At 65.1% G+C, this 14,404-nt stretch carries 10 protein-coding genes; all 10 read left to right on the top strand.

The window, feature by feature from the left end:
* Nucleotides 1–27: 27 nt before the first annotated feature.
* The 10 genes from GGD90_RS01680 (at nt 28) to GGD90_RS01635 (ending at nt 14,378) form a co-directional block, all read left to right on the top strand.
* Nucleotides 28–1,107, top strand: a complete 1,080-nt coding sequence (locus GGD90_RS01680) for a pilus assembly protein PilM (protein ID WP_153115022.1) — start codon at nt 28–30, stop codon at nt 1,105–1,107.
* Complete coding sequence (locus GGD90_RS01675) at nt 1,104–1,706, top strand: PilN domain-containing protein (protein ID WP_153115023.1); 603 nt, start codon at nt 1,104–1,106, stop codon at nt 1,704–1,706. Before GGD90_RS01680 ends, GGD90_RS01675 begins: the two co-directional genes overlap by 4 nt.
* Nucleotides 1,703–2,383, top strand: a complete 681-nt coding sequence (locus tag GGD90_RS01670; RefSeq protein WP_153115024.1) for a type IV pilus inner membrane component PilO — start codon at nt 1,703–1,705, stop codon at nt 2,381–2,383. The genes GGD90_RS01675 and GGD90_RS01670 overlap by 4 nt, the downstream gene beginning before the upstream one ends.
* On the top strand, nt 2,380–2,901 hold the full coding sequence (locus tag GGD90_RS01665; protein ID WP_153115025.1) for a pilus assembly protein PilP: 522 nt from the start codon (nt 2,380–2,382) through the stop codon (nt 2,899–2,901). Before GGD90_RS01670 ends, GGD90_RS01665 begins: the two co-directional genes overlap by 4 nt.
* Nucleotides 2,898–5,003, top strand: coding sequence for a type IV pilus secretin PilQ (pilQ, locus tag GGD90_RS01660; RefSeq protein ID WP_153115026.1), 2,106 nt, complete (start codon nt 2,898–2,900; stop codon nt 5,001–5,003). Before GGD90_RS01665 ends, pilQ begins: the two co-directional genes overlap by 4 nt.
* Nucleotides 5,004–5,219: 216 nt before the next feature.
* Nucleotides 5,220–5,759, top strand: a complete 540-nt coding sequence (locus GGD90_RS01655) for a shikimate kinase (protein ID WP_228273616.1) — start codon at nt 5,220–5,222, stop codon at nt 5,757–5,759.
* On the top strand, nt 5,747–6,835 hold the full coding sequence (gene aroB / locus GGD90_RS01650; protein WP_153115027.1) for a 3-dehydroquinate synthase: 1,089 nt from the start codon (nt 5,747–5,749) through the stop codon (nt 6,833–6,835). Before GGD90_RS01655 ends, aroB begins: the two co-directional genes overlap by 13 nt.
* Before the next feature lie 19 nt (nt 6,836–6,854).
* Nucleotides 6,855–8,024, top strand: coding sequence for a deoxyguanosinetriphosphate triphosphohydrolase (locus tag GGD90_RS01645; protein WP_153115028.1), 1,170 nt, complete (start codon nt 6,855–6,857; stop codon nt 8,022–8,024).
* A 310-nt stretch (nt 8,025–8,334) separates the two neighbouring features.
* Entirely contained in the window at nt 8,335–12,936 is a 4,602-nt protein-coding gene (locus tag GGD90_RS01640) for a glutamate synthase-related protein (protein WP_153115169.1), read from the top strand.
* On the top strand, nt 12,936–14,378 hold the full coding sequence (locus GGD90_RS01635; protein ID WP_153115029.1) for a glutamate synthase subunit beta: 1,443 nt from the start codon (nt 12,936–12,938) through the stop codon (nt 14,376–14,378). The genes GGD90_RS01640 and GGD90_RS01635 overlap by 1 nt, the downstream gene beginning before the upstream one ends.
* The last annotated feature ends 26 nt before the right edge of the window (nt 14,379–14,404 follow it).

The following is a 14,404-nucleotide window of genomic DNA, read 5'->3' as shown; positions in this document are numbered from 1 at the left end:
AGGGTTTTTTCGGCGAAGGGATGCCAATTGCAGCTCGACTTTTCCATCTTTAATCCCAAGGCGCGTGCCCTGGTTGGCCTCGACATCAGTGCGTCGTCGGTCAAGATGGTCGAGCTTGCCAGCAATGGTAAGGGTGGCTACCGCGTCGAGCGTTACGGCATCGAGTATCTGGCGAAAGACGTCGTTTCCGACGGCAATATCGTCAATCTCGAAGCCGCTGCCGAAGCCGTCAAGCGCGCCTGGAAGCGTCTGGCGACGCCGACGCGTCTGGTCGCGCTGGCGCTGCCGCCGGCAGCGGTGATCACCAAGAAGATCATTCTTGCCGCCGGTCAGCGCGAGGATGATCTCGAGGCGCAGGTCGAGGCCGAGGCCAACCAGTACATTCCTTTTCCGCTCGAAGAAGTCAATCTCGACTTCCAGGTGATCGGCGAGGCGCCTTCGTCACCCGACGAGATCGAGGTGCTGATCGCCGCTTCGCGCAAGGAGCGCGTCGAGGATCGCGTCGCCGTCGCCGAGGCCGCCGGTCTCAAGCCGGCGGTGATGGATGTCGAGACTTACGCCATCCTGGCTTCGTTCGCGCTGATCGAACAGCAGCTGCCCGATGGCGGTCGCGGACGCATCGTCGCGCTCGTCGATGTCGGTGCAAATGTCATGAATCTCACGGTCCTGCGCAACGGTCAGCAGCTCTACGCGCGCGAGCAGGCTTTCGGCGGCAACCAGCTGACGCAGGACATCGCCCGCCGCTATGGCATGAGTTTCGACGATGCCGAGAGCGCCAAGCGCAACGGCAACCTGCCCGACGGTTACGAAACCGAGTTGCTGCGTCCCTTCGTCGAGAGCATGGCGCTCGAAGTGTCGCGCGCGCTGCAGTTCTTCTTCACCTCGACGCAGTTCAACCAGGTCGACCACATCGTTCTTGCCGGCGGCTGCGCCAATCTCGCCGGCGCCGACGAAGCCGTTGCCGGGCGTACGCAGATCAACACCATCGTCGCCAATCCTTTTGCCGACATGCTTCTTTCCGATCGCGTCAAGGCGAAGAGCCTGCTCGCCGACGCAGCCTCGCTGCTCGTCGCCTGCGGCCTCGCATTGCGGAGGTTCGACGAATGATCCGCATCAACCTGCTGCCGCACCGCGAAGAAAAGCGCCGCGCGCGGCGGCAGCAGTTCTTTGCGTTGCTGGGCATGGTGTCGGTGCTCGCCGGATTGGTCGTCTTTCTCGGTTTTACCGTCATCGGTGGCTACATCGACAGCCAGAACGACAAGAACGAGTTCCTCAAGCAGGAAATCGCCACGCTCAACAAGCAGATCGACCAGATCAAGCGCCTGAAGGAACAGACGCAGGCGCTGCTGGCGAGAAAACAGGTGATCGAGTCGCTGCAGCGTGATCGCGCCGAAGCGACGCGGCTGCTCACCGAACTGGCGCGGCAGATGCCCGAGGGCGTCTATCTGCGCTCGGTCAAGCAGGAAGGCGTGCGCGTCAGCCTCGGTGGCTATGCGCAGTCGAATGCGCGTGTGTCGACGCTGATGCGCAACTTCGACGCCTCGCCCTGGCTGGAAAAACCGCAACTGGTCGAGATCAAGGCAGTGACCGTCGACAAGCGACGCCTCAACGAATTCACCATGAATGTCTTCATCCGGCGCGAAGCGCAGCCGGATGCCGGAAAACCCGGCGCCAAGCCGGCCGATGCGGCAAAGGACAGGAAATGAAGAAGCCCGACCTGCCCAAGGTTTCGCTGCCGACGGTCGATTTCCGCGCCTTGCTCGATGACTTTCGCGGCCTCAATCCGAAGGATTTCGGCACCTGGCCGCTGGCGCCGCGCATCGCCGTTCTCGCCGGCGTTTTCGTCGCCATCATCGCCGCCGGCTGGTGGTTCATCTGGAAGGATCAGCTGGAGACGCTCGACGGCAAGCGCGCCGAGGAAGCGCAGTTGCGCGAAGAGTTCGTCGCCAAGAAGACGCAGGCGGTCAACCTCGACCTCTATGTGCAGCAACTCGCCGAAATCGACCGCTCCTTCGGCGCCCTGCTCAAGCAATTGCCGAACAAGTCGGAAGTCGAGTCGCTGCTCGTTGAAATCAACCAGGCCGGCATGGGCCGCGGTCTGCAGTTCGAGCTGTTCAAGCCCGGCCAGGAAGTGCTGCGCGACTTCTACGCCGAACTGCCGATCAATGTCCGCCTGACCGGCAGTTATCACGATTTTGGCGCCTTTGCCGGCGACATCGGCCGCCTCTCGCGCATCGTCACGCTCAACAACGTCGCGATCAGCGCAGCGCCCGGATCGGGCGGCCTGACCATGGATGCGGTGACCAAGACCTTCCGCTACCTCGACGACGAGGAAGTGGCGCGGCAGCGCAAAGCTGCGCAGGCCGCGAAGGGAGCCAAATGATGAAAGGCGTGGCGCTCGCCCTGACTTGCCTGACGCTCGTTGCCTGCTCCGGCGGCGATCACGAGGATTTGCGGCAGTGGATGGATGAAGCGACGCGCGACATCAAGGGACGCATTCCGCCGCTGCCGCAGGTGAAGCCTTACGAACCGGTGGCCTACGAAGGCGCCGGCCTGCTCGATCCCTTCCGTCCCTCGAAAATCGAACCCGAGCGCAAGGGTGGCGGCGGCGGTCTGCAGCCCGACTTCAACCGTCCGCGCGAGCCGCTCGAAGCCTATCCGCTCGAATCGCTGCGCTATGTCGGCGTGATGATCCGCAACAAGCAGGCCTTCGCCATCATCCAGGCGGACGGGTCGCTGTATCAGGTGAGAATCGGAAACTATATGGGGCAGAACTTCGGCGTCATCACGCGTATCAATGAAACCGAGGTCGGTGTGCGCGAGCTTGTCCAGGACCCGACCGGCGACTGGGTGGAACGCGCGAGCACCCTGCTGTTGCAGGAAAAGGAGGCGAAAAAGTGAAGCGTCTACAACACTTCCTGCTGGCGCTCGCGAGCGCCTGCCTGTTCGCCAACGCGCAGGCCCAGGACAGCGCTGCCAGCGCCGCACCCGGCAATGCGATCGAATCGATGAACGTCGCGCAGCAGGGCGGCGTGCTCAACGTCAAGCTTGCCTTCCGCAAGCCGCTCAGCGCCGTACCCGCGAGTTTCAGCGTCGCCCGGCCGCCGCGCATCGCCTTCGATTTCCCAGACACCGCCAACGGTCTCGGGCGCAGTTTGCAGAACTTCAACGAAGGCGACCTGCGCAGCGCCAATATCCTGCAGGTCGATGGGCGCACACGGCTGGTGCTCAATCTTGGCCGGATGATGTCCTACACCGCGACGCTCGAGGACGGCGGCCTGTTGCTGGCGCTGACGCCGAGCGCCAAGCCCGATACCGAGACGCAGACCGTCACGCACTTTGCCGAGGCGCGTCCGTCGAAGGTCAGCAACAGCATCCGCGACATCAACTTCCGCCGCGGCGCCGAGGGCGAGGCGCGCATCACCGTCGACCTTTCCGATCCCAGTGCCAGTATCGACATCCGTCAGCAGGGCCCGAATCTTGTTGTCGATTTTGTCCGCCTGAGCCTGCCGGAAACGCTGCGCAAGCGCACCGATGTCACCGATTTCGCGACGCCGGTGCTGGCGTACAGCGTCCTTCAGCAGGGTTCGAACGCGCGCATGACGATCCAGCCGAAGGGGCTCTGGGAATACAACGCCTACCAGTCGGACAACCAGTTCGTGATCGAGGTCAAACCGATCATCGAGAACCCGAACAAGCTCGTTCAGGGAACGCGCGGCGGTTATCAGGGCGAGAAGCTGTCGCTCAATTTCCAGAACGTCGATGTGCGCCGCCTGCTGCAGGTGATCGGTGAATTCACCGGCCTGAACATGGTCGTCAGCGACTCGGTCGGCGGCTCGATCACGCTGATCCTCAAGGATGTGCCCTGGGATCAGGCGCTCGACATCATCCTGCAGCAGAAGGGCCTCGACATGCGCAAGAACGGCAACGTCGTGCTCATCGCGCCGCGCGAGGAAATTGCCACCAAGGAAAAGCTCGAATTCGAATCGCGTCTGCAGATCGGCGACCTCGAGCCGTTGCGCAACGAGGCTTTCCAGCTCAATTACCAGAAGGCCGACGCGGTGCAGAAACTGCTCACCGAAGCCAACCAGCGCCTGCTCTCGAAGCGCGGCAGCGCCGTCGTCGATACGCGTACCAACATCCTTTTCGTGCAGGACACGCCGAGTCGCCTCGACGACGTCCGTCAGCTGATTGCCAAGGTCGATCTGCCGGTGCGGCAGGTGCTGATCGAAGCGCGCATCGTCGAAGCCTCGGATACCTTCAGCAAGAATATCGGCGTGCGTCTCGGCTACAACGATATGAACGGCGGTGGCAGAAACACGGGTGTCTCGGTTGGCGGCAGTCTGTCGGCGACGGGCTATTACACCGGCCAGATTGCGACCAAGCCCGATTTCTCCAGCACCTATGGCGTCAATCTCCCCGCCACGCCGCGCTCAGGAACCGCCGGCGCCTTCTCGTTCATTCTCTTCAACGCTGCCAAGACCGCTTTCCTCAATACCGAAATCTCGGCGCTTGAAGCCGATGGTCGCGGCAAGGTGATTTCCAGTCCGCGCGTGATGACGGCCAACCAGGTCGAGGCGCTGATCGAGCAGGGCGTCGAAATCCCCTACCAGCAGGCGACCAGCTCCGGCGCCACCAGCGTCTCTTTCCGCAAGGCCAACCTGTCGCTGAAGGTCAAGCCGCAGATCACGCCCGACGGCAAGATCACGATGAGCCTCGACGTTAAGAAGGACACGCCGAATACCAAGATCACCACCGGCTCGGGCGTTGCCATCGACACCAAGCACGTCAGCACCGAAGTGCTGGTCGAGAACGGCGGCACTGTTGTCATCGGCGGCATCTACACGCAGGAAACCAAGGACACGACCAACCGCATTCCCTTCCTCGGTGATCTGCCCTACATCGGCTTCTTCTTCCGCAACAACGAGAAGATCGACGACAAGAGCGAGCTGCTGATCTTCATCACGCCGCGCATCGTCACCGAAACGCTGAACGTCCGCTAAGCCGGCGCCGGCCCGCAGGCATCTGCCGCCTCCGCGCGCCGGACTCCGGACAATTTCGCGATTGCCTGATCGGGGCGGGCCGCTCAGGCGGCGTTGCCAGCGCGCCTGCTTGCGCGCGGCGAGCGCCGTGATCGCCCGCCGCGCGCAAGCCGTCGTCATTTTCCGTTGCAGTTGCGATCCCGCTCGCCGGCACGGTCCTTACGCTAGAATGCCGCCGTGCCTAACAGTGTCCTCAATCCCCCCAACATCTATCTCGTCGGTCTGATGGGTGCCGGCAAGACGACGGTCGCGCGCGCGCTGTCGCGCCGCATCGGCTATCGCTGTGTCGACTCCGACCACGAAATCGAGGCGCGAACCGGCGTCAGCATTCCGACCATTTTCGAGATCGAGGGCGAAGCCGGTTTTCGCCGGCGCGAGGCGCTGGTCATCGCCGAGCTGACGCGCGAGCACGGTCTGGTCGTCGCCACCGGCGGCGGTGCCGTACTTCTGCCCGAGAACCGCGAGCGCCTGCGTACCGGAGGTTTCGTTGTTTACCTGCGCGTGCCGCCGCGTGTGCTGCACGAGCGCACACGCCAGGACCGCAACCGGCCGCTGTTGCGCGTTGCCGATCCGCTGGCGCGGCTCGAAACGCTGTTTGCCGAACGCGATCCGCTTTATCGCGAAGTTGCCGACCTGATCGTCGATGGCGGCCGCGGCAACGCACAGTCGATCACCCAGTTGCTGGCCAGGGAGGCCGCCGTCCGATGCAAACTCTGAATCTCGATCTCGCTGAGCGCAGCTACCCGATCGTCGTCGGCGCCGGCGCGCTGGCGCGTGCCGACCTGATCGCCGGTGCGCTGGCGCAGCCGCGCGCCGTCATCGTCAGCAACGAAACGGTCGCGCCGCTGCATCTGGCCAAGCTGAAAGCGCCGCTCACTGCCGCCGGCATCGACACGCTCGACGTGATCCTGCCCGACGGCGAGGAATACAAGGACTGGCCAACGCTCAACCGCATTTTCGACGCGCTGCTCGCCAATCGCTGCGAGCGCTCGACGACGCTGATCGCGCTCGGCGGTGGCGTCATCGGCGACATCACCGGCTTTGCCGCGGCCTGCTACCAGCGCGGCGTTCCTTTCATCCAGGCGCCGACGACGCTGCTGGCGCAGGTCGACTCCTCGGTCGGCGGCAAGACGGCGATCAACCATCCGCTCGGCAAGAACATGATCGGCGCCTTTCACCAGCCGCAGCTGGTGCTCGCCGATACCGACACGCTGGCGACGCTGCCGCTGCGCGAGTTCCGCTCGGGGCTCGCCGAAGTGATCAAGTACGGGCTGATCCGCGATCCGGCCTTCCTCGCCTGGCTCGAGGCCAATACCGACGCGCTGCTGGCGCGCGAGCCGCAGGCGCTGGCCGAGGCGATCGTCCGTTCGTGCCGCAACAAGGCCGAGGTCGTCGCCGCTGACGAGCGCGAAAGCGGCGAACGCGCGCTGCTCAACCTGGGTCACACTTTCGGCCACGCCATCGAAACCGGCTGCGGCTACGGTGTCTGGCTGCACGGCGAGGCGATCGCCGTCGGCATGCTGATGGCCGCCGAGCTGTCGCGGCGCCTCGGCTGGATCGACTCCGCCGCGGTCGAGCGCATCGAAGCGCTGTTCGTTCGCTGTGGCCTGCCGGTGCAGGGGCCGGCGCTCGGCGTCGAGCGTTACCTTGAACTGATGGCGCACGACAAGAAGGTGCAGGACGGCAAGCTGCGTCTGGTGCTGCTGCGCAGCGCCGGCGAAGCGGTGCTGAGTTCTGCGGCGCCGGCGGCCGATATCGCCGCCGCCATCGCGGCGCGCTGCCGCGCCGAATGATCTGCTGGAGGCGACCGTCATGATTGAGTTGCCCGCTTTCCCCGATCTTGCCAGCCTGCCGGTGCATCCGCCGGCGCTGGCGCCATGGGCCGCCCGCGCCGAGCAGACGCGCGGCCGTCGCCATGCCGAAGCGCCACCCGCCGGGCGCAGCCAGTTCCAGCGCGACCGCGACCGCATCGTGCATTCGACCGCCTTTCGCCGCCTCGAATACAAGACGCAGGTCTTCGTCAATCATGAAGGCGATCTCTTCCGCACGCGTCTGACGCACAGCATCGAGGTCGCACAGATCGCGCGCGGCATCGCGCGCGCGCTCGGCGCCAACGAGGACCTCGCCGAAGCCATCGCGCTGGCGCACGACCTTGGCCACACGCCCTTCGGTCACGCCGGTCAGGACGCACTCAACGCCTGCATGCGCGACTACGGCGGCTTCGAGCACAATCTGCAGAGCCTGCGTACCGTCGACGTGCTCGAAGAGCACTACGCCGCCTTCGACGGACTCAACCTCACCTTCGAGACGCGCGAAGGCATCGTCAAGCACTGCTCGCTGGCCAACGCGCGCCTGCTCGGCGATGTCGGCGAGCGCTTCCTCGCCGGTGGCCAGCCGACGTTGGAAGCGCAGATCTGCAATCTCGCCGACGAGATCGCCTACAACAACCACGACGTCGACGATGGCCTGCGCTCGGGGCTGATCACGCTCGAACAGCTCGAGCATGTCGGCCTGTTCGGACGCCACGTCGCCGAGGTGCGCGCGCTCTATCCCGGTCTCGCCGGGCGCCGTCTGGTGCATGAGACGGTGCGCCGCATGATCAACACGCTGGTCTGCGATCTCGTTGCCACCACCGCCGAAAACCTCGCCCGCGTGCAGCCGCCGTCGGTCGACGCGGTGCGCCGGGCGGCGCCGCTGGTCGCCTTCTCGCCGGCGGTTCATGCATTGCAGCGCGAGATGAAACACTTTTTGCGCGACGAGCTGTACCGCCACTATCAGGTGCTGCGCATGACGACCAAGGCGCAGCGCATCATCGGCGAGCTGTTTGCTGCCTTCATCGACGATCCTCGCCTGATGCCGCCGCGCTATCGTTCGCCGCCCGACGGCGACCGGCCGCGCGCCGTCGCCGACTACATCGCCGGCATGACCGACCGCTACGCGATGAAGGAACATCGCCGCCTGTTCGCCGTCGGCGAAATCTGAGCCTCGGCCGGGCGCCGTCGGCGAGTGCCGAGTCCTTGCCGCGCCAAGTGTTGCAGCGGGGGCGCAAGCGCCTTGTCCGGGGCGATCTGGCGCCTTCTGCAATCTTGAAGACCCTACACTTTCAGCGTATATTCCGCAGTCGCCCCCATTTTTCGCAAGCCGGCAATCCGCCGGCTTTTTTGACGTTTGGCGCGCCCTTCGGCAGAGCGGGGCGACCGCGCGCCGCGGCTTGTCTTGTGAGGATTCGAGCGTGAAGGATTTGGTTGCAGTCGGGGAACAACCCGGAGGGGCATTGCCCGAGCAGCAGGGGATGTATGACCCGGCCAACGAACACGATGCCTGCGGCGTCGGTTTTGTGGCGCACATCAAGGGTCAGAAGAGCCACTCGATCGTCGAGCAAGGCCTGCTCATCCTGAAGAACCTCGATCACCGCGGCGCCGTCGGCGCCGACCCGCTGATGGGTGACGGTGCCGGGATCCTCATCCAGCTGCCCGACACGCTGTTCCGCGAGGACATGGCGTCGCGCGGCATCAAGCTGCCGCCGGCCGGCGAATACGGCGTCGGCACGGTTTTCCTGCCGAGCGAATCGGCTTCGCGCCTCGCCTGTCAGGAAGAGCTCGAACGCGCCGTGCGCGCCGAAGGCCAGGTCGTCATCGGCTGGCGCGACGTTCCCGTCGACCACAGCATGCCGATGTCGCCGACGGTGAAGGCCAAGGAGCCGGTGATCCGTCAGCTGTTCGTCGGTCGCGGTCCTGACGTTTTCGTCACCGACGCGCTCGAACGCAAGCTGTACATCATCCGCCGCCGCTCGGCCAACGCCATCAAGTCGCTCAAGCTCAAGCACGGGCAGGCGTTCTACGTCACCTCGTTCTCCGCACGTACGGTCAACTACAAGGGCCTGCTGCTCGCCGACCAGGTTGGCGAGTACTTCCTCGACCTGCGCGACCCGCGCTGTCAATCGGCGCTGGCGCTGGTGCACCAGCGCTTCTCGACCAACACCTTCCCGACCTGGGACCTTGCCCACCCGTTCCGCATGATCGCCCACAACGGCGAAATCAACACGGTGCGTGGTAACGTCAACTGGTTCAAGGCGCGCGAGCAGGCAATCTCCTCGCCGCTGCTCGGCGACGACCTGAAGAAGGTGTGGCCGCTGCATTACCCCGGCCAGTCCGACTCGGCCGCTTTCGACAACGCGCTCGAACTGCTGGTCATGGGCGGCTATTCGCTCGCCCACGCGATGATGCTGATGATCCCGGAAGCCTGGGAAAAGCACACGCTGATGGACGAGAACCGTCGCGCCTTCTACGAATACCACGCGGCGATGATGGAGCCGTGGGACGGCCCCGCCGCCGTCGCCTTCACCGATGGCCGCCAGATCGGCGCGACGCTCGACCGTAACGGCCTGCGTCCGGCGCGCTATCTGGTGACCAAGGATGACTTCGTCGTCATGGCCTCCGAATCCGGCGTGCTGCCGATTCCCGAAGCCAACATCGTCAAGAAGTGGCGCCTGCAGCCGGGCAAGATGTTCCTGATCGACATGGAACAGGGCCGCATCATCGACGACAAGGAACTCAAGGACTCGCTCGCCAACGCCAAGCCCTACCGCGAGTGGATCGAAAAGATCCGCATCAAGCTCGACGAGGTGCCGGTCGTCACCGAACTGCGCGAAAACTCGACGGCGCCGCTGCTCGATCGCCAGCAGGCCTTCGGCTACACGCAGGAAGACATCAAGTTCGTCATGCAGCCGATGGCCGTCAATGGCGAGGAAGCCACCGGCTCGATGGGCAACGACTCGGCGCTGCCGGTGCTGTCGCAGCGGCCGAAGGTGCTCTACAACTACTTCAAGCAGCTGTTCGCGCAGGTGACCAACCCGCCGATCGACCCGATCCGCGAAGAAATGGTCATGTCGGTGCTGTCCTTCATCGGGCCGAAGCCGAACCTGCTCAACGTGCACGACATCAACCCGCCGATCCGTCTCGAAGTCGAACAGCCGGTCCTCTCCGCCTGCGACATGGAGAAGATCCGCCACATCGGCAAGTACACCGCCGGCAAGTTCCGCTCGCACGAACTCGACATCTGCTACCCGGCGGCCTGGGGCAAGGAAGGCGTCGAAGCGCGACTGGCCTCGCTCGCTGCCGAAGCCGAGGACGCGGTGCGTTCGGGCGCCAACATCCTGATCGTCTCCGACCGCAAGATCGACGCCGCCAACGTCGCCATCCCGGCGCTGCTCGCCACCTCGGCGGTACATCAGCACCTCGTCAAGAAGGGCCTGCGCACCAGCGCCGGCCTCGTCGTCGAGACCGGTTCGGCGCGTGAGACGCACCACTTCGCGCTGCTCGGCGGTTTTGGCGCCGAAGCCGTGCATCCCTACCTCGCCTTCGAGACGCTGCGCGAACTCGCCGGCGGCGACGCCGAGAAGGGCGAAAAGTACGTCAAGAACTTCACCAAGGCGGTCGGCAAGGGTCTGTGCAAGATCATGTCGAAGATGGGCATTTCGACCTACATGTCCTACACCGGCGCGCAGATCTTCGAAGCCGTCGGTCTGCAGAAGGCCTTCGTCGACAAGTACTTCACCGGCACGCCGTCGAACATCGAGGGTATCGGCCTGTTCGAAGCCGCCGAAGAAGCGATCCGTCTGCACAACCAGGCCTTCTCCAGCGACCCGGTGCTCGCCGAAATGCTCGACGCCGGCGGCGAATACGCCTACCGCGTGCGTGGCGAAGAACACCTGTGGACGCCGGACGCGATCGCCAAGCTGCAGCACGCGACGCGCTCGGGCAAGTACGAGACCTTCAAGGAATTCGCGCGCATCATCAACGACCAGAGCAAGCGCCAGCTGACGTTGCGCGGCCTGTTCGAACTGAAGACCGCGGCGACGCCGGTGCCGCTCGACGAAGTCGAACCGGCGAGCGAGATCGTCAAGCGCTTCGCCACCGGCGCCATGTCGCTCGGCTCGATCTCGACCGAAGCGCACTCGACGCTGGCCATCGCCATGAACCGCATCGGCGGCAAGTCGAACACCGGTGAAGGCGGCGAAGATTCGCGTCGTTTCGCGCCGCTCGCCGGCGGCGAAATGCTCTCCGACATCGTCGGCAAGAGCCGCATCGAACGCGACTACCAGCTGCAGCCGGGCGACAGCCTGCGCTCGGCGATCAAGCAGGTCGCTTCGGGGCGTTTCGGTGTCACCACCGAATACCTGGTCAATGCCGACCAGATCCAGATCAAGATGGCACAGGGCGCCAAGCCCGGCGAAGGTGGCCAGCTGCCCGGCCACAAGGTGTCCGAGTACATCGGCTTCCTGCGTCACTCGGTTCCCGGCGTAGGCCTGATTTCGCCGCCGCCGCACCACGACATCTACTCGATCGAGGATCTGGCGCAGCTGATCCATGACCTGAAGAACGCCAACGACCGCGCCTCGATCTCGGTCAAGCTGGTTTCCGAAGTCGGCGTCGGCACCGTTGCTGCCGGCGTCTCGAAGGCCAAGGCCGACCATCTGGTCATCGCCGGCCACGACGGCGGCACTGGCGCGAGCCCCTTGTCGTCGATCAAGCACTGCGGCACGCCTTGGGAACTCGGCCTGTCGGAAACGCAACAGACGCTGGTGCTGAACCGCCTGCGCGGCCGTATCCGCGTGCAGGTCGACGGTCAGCTGCGCACCGGCCGCGACGTCGTCGTCGGCGCGCTGCTCGGTGCCGACGAATTCGGTTTTGCCACCGCGCCGCTGGTCGTCGAAGGCTGCATCATGATGCGCAAGTGCCACCTCAACACCTGCCCGGTCGGCGTCGCCACGCAGGACCCGGTGCTGCGCCGCCGCTTCACCGGCCAGCCCGAGCACGTGGTGAACTACTTCTTCTTCGTCGCCCAGGAAGTGCGCGAGCTGATGGCGCAACTCGGCGTGCGCAAGTTCGACGAGCTGATCGGTCGTGCCGACCTGCTCGACATGAAGGCTGGTCTCGATCACTGGAAGGCCAGCGGCCTCGACTTCGCCAAGATATTCCATCAACCGGAAGCCACCGCCGACGTTGGCCGTCTGCACTGCGAAAGCCAGGATCACGGCCTGACGCGTGCGCTCGACCATCAGCTGATCGCGCAGGCACAAGCGGCGCTGGAGCGTGGCGAGAAGGTCAGCATCGACATCCCGATCCGCAACGTGAACCGCACCGTCGGCGCCATGCTCTCGGGTGAAGTGGCGCGTCGCTACGGCCACGCCGGCCTGCCCGACGGCACCATCAACATCCGCCTCACCGGCACCGCCGGGCAGAGCTTCGCGGCTTTCCTGACGCGCGGCATCACGCTCGACCTCGTCGGCGAAGGTAACGACTACGTCGGCAAGGGCCTTTCCGGCGGCCGCATCATCGTCCGCCCGGATGCCAGCTTCGACGGCACGGCCAGCGAAAACATCATCGTCGGCAACACCGTTCTCTACGGTGCCACCGAAGGCCAGGCCTTCTTCGCCGGTGTCGGCGGCGAGCGTTTCTGCGTGCGTAACTCGGGCGCCACCGCGGTCGTTGAAGGCCTCGGCGATCACGGCTGCGAGTACATGACCGGCGGCACCGTCGTCGTTCTCGGCCAGACCGGGCGCAACTTCGCTGCCGGCATGTCGGGTGGCGTTGCTTACGTCTATGACGTCGCCGGCGATTTCGCCAAGCGTTGCAACACCGCGATGGTCAGCCTCGGCCCGGTTGTTCCGGCCGCCGAGCAATCGACCAGCGAACCGCGCCACCTCGATACCGCCGACGAGACGCTGCTGCGCAGCCTGATCGAAGCGCACCTCGCCGCCACCGGCAGCAAGCGTGCGCAGGACCTGCTGGCGAACTGGAGCGAGACGCTTCCGCGCTTCGTCAAGGTCATGCCGAACGAATACCGCCGCGCGCTTGCCGAAGCCGCTGCGCAACAGAAGGAGGCCGCATAATGGGCAAGCCGACCGGGTTTCTCGAGTTTCAACGCCTGAGCGAAACCGCCGAGCCGGTGGCCAGCCGTCTGAAGCACTACCGCGAGTTCACCGAGCACCTTTCCGACGCCGATTCGAAGACGCAGGGTGCGCGCTGCATGGACTGCGGCATCCCCTTCTGCACCAGCGGCTGTCCGGTGAACAACATCATTCCCGACTGGAACGATCTCGTTTATCGCGGCGACTGGCATACGGCGCTGACGGTGCTGCACTCGACCAACAACTTCCCGGATTTCACCGGCCGCATCTGCCCGGCACCGTGCGAAGCGGCGTGCACGCTGAACATCAACTCGTCGGCCGTCGGCATCAAGTCGATTGAGCACTTCATCGTCGACAAGGGCTGGGAGAACGGCTGGATCGTTCCGCAACCGGCTGCCGTCAAGACCGGCAAGCGTGTTGCCGTCGTCGGCTCCGGCCCGGCCGGTCTGGCTGCGGCGCAGCAGCTGGCGCGTGCCGGCCACGATGTTGTCGTCTTCGAGAAGAACGACCGCGTCGGCGGCCTGCTGCGTTACGGCATTCCCGACTTCAAGTTCGACAAGTCGAACATCGACCGCCGCGTCGCGCAGATGCAGGCTGAAGGTGTCGAATTCCGCACCAACGCGCACATCGGTGGCGAAGGCGCCAATGGCATCGCCGCGGCGACGCTGACCGCCGAGTTCGACGCCGTCGTTCTCGCCGGCGGTGCCGAAAAGCCGCGCGACCTGTCCGTTCCCGGCCGCGAGCTCGGCGGCGTGCATTTCGCCATGGAATTCCTCGGCCAGCAGAACAAGCTTGTCGCCGGCGATAGCGTTCCCGGCCAGATCCTCGCCACCGGCAAGAAGGTGGTGGTGATCGGCGGCGGCGACACCGGTTCCGACTGCGTCGGCACCAGCAACCGCCAGGGTGCCAAGTCGGTCGTTCAGCTCGAACTGATGCCGCAACCGCCCGAGCAGGAAAACAAGTCGATGACCTGGCCGTACTGGCCGCTCAAGCTGCGCACCTCGACCTCGCACGAGGAAGGCTGCCAGCGCGAGTTCGCCGTCGCCACGCAGGAAGTGCTTGGCGAAAATGGCCGCGTGCGCGCGCTGCGCCTCGCCCGCGTCGAACTGGTTGGCGGTGTGCCGACGCCGATCGCCGGCAGCGATTTCGAGATCGAAGCCGATCTCGTGCTGCTCGCCATGGGCTTCGTCGCGCCGGTGAAGGCCGGTCTGCTCGAGCAACTCGGCGTCGCCCTCGACGCGCGCGGTGCCGTGCGCGCCAAGACCGACGGCGCAGGTGCCTACGCCACCAGCGTTCCCAAGGTATTTGCTGCCGGCGACATGCGTCGCGGTCAATCGCTCGTCGTCTGGGCGATCCGCGAAGGTCGTCAGTGCGCGCGTGAAGTCGACGCCTTCCTGACCGGCAGCAGCAAGCTGCCGCGCTGATGCTGCCAGCGGCCGTCGCCAGCCGG

The sequence above is a fragment of the Rhodocyclus tenuis genome (assembly GCF_014197755.1).
Lineage (GTDB): Bacteria > Pseudomonadota > Gammaproteobacteria > Burkholderiales > Rhodocyclaceae > Rhodocyclus > Rhodocyclus tenuis.
This window is presented reverse-complemented; position numbering and strand designations above follow the sequence as displayed.

Bases quoted from the DNA above. Each gene is read 5' to 3' on its own strand.
- GGD90_RS01675 (WP_153115023.1), top strand. From the start codon at position 1,104: ATGATCCGCATCAACCTGCTGCCGCACCGCGAAGAAAAGCGCCGCGCG.
- GGD90_RS01670 (WP_153115024.1), top strand. From the start codon at position 1,703: ATGAAGAAGCCCGACCTGCCCAAGGTTTCGCTGCCGACGGTCGATTTC.
- GGD90_RS01665 (WP_153115025.1), top strand. From the start codon at position 2,380: ATGATGAAAGGCGTGGCGCTCGCCCTGACTTGCCTGACGCTCGTTGCC.
- aroB (WP_153115027.1), top strand. From the start codon at position 5,747: ATGCAAACTCTGAATCTCGATCTCGCTGAGCGCAGCTACCCGATCGTC.
- GGD90_RS01645 (WP_153115028.1), top strand. From the start codon at position 6,855: ATGATTGAGTTGCCCGCTTTCCCCGATCTTGCCAGCCTGCCGGTGCAT.
- GGD90_RS01640 (WP_153115169.1), top strand. From the start codon at position 8,335: ATGTATGACCCGGCCAACGAACACGATGCCTGCGGCGTCGGTTTTGTG.
- GGD90_RS01635 (WP_153115029.1), top strand. From the start codon at position 12,936: ATGGGCAAGCCGACCGGGTTTCTCGAGTTTCAACGCCTGAGCGAAACC.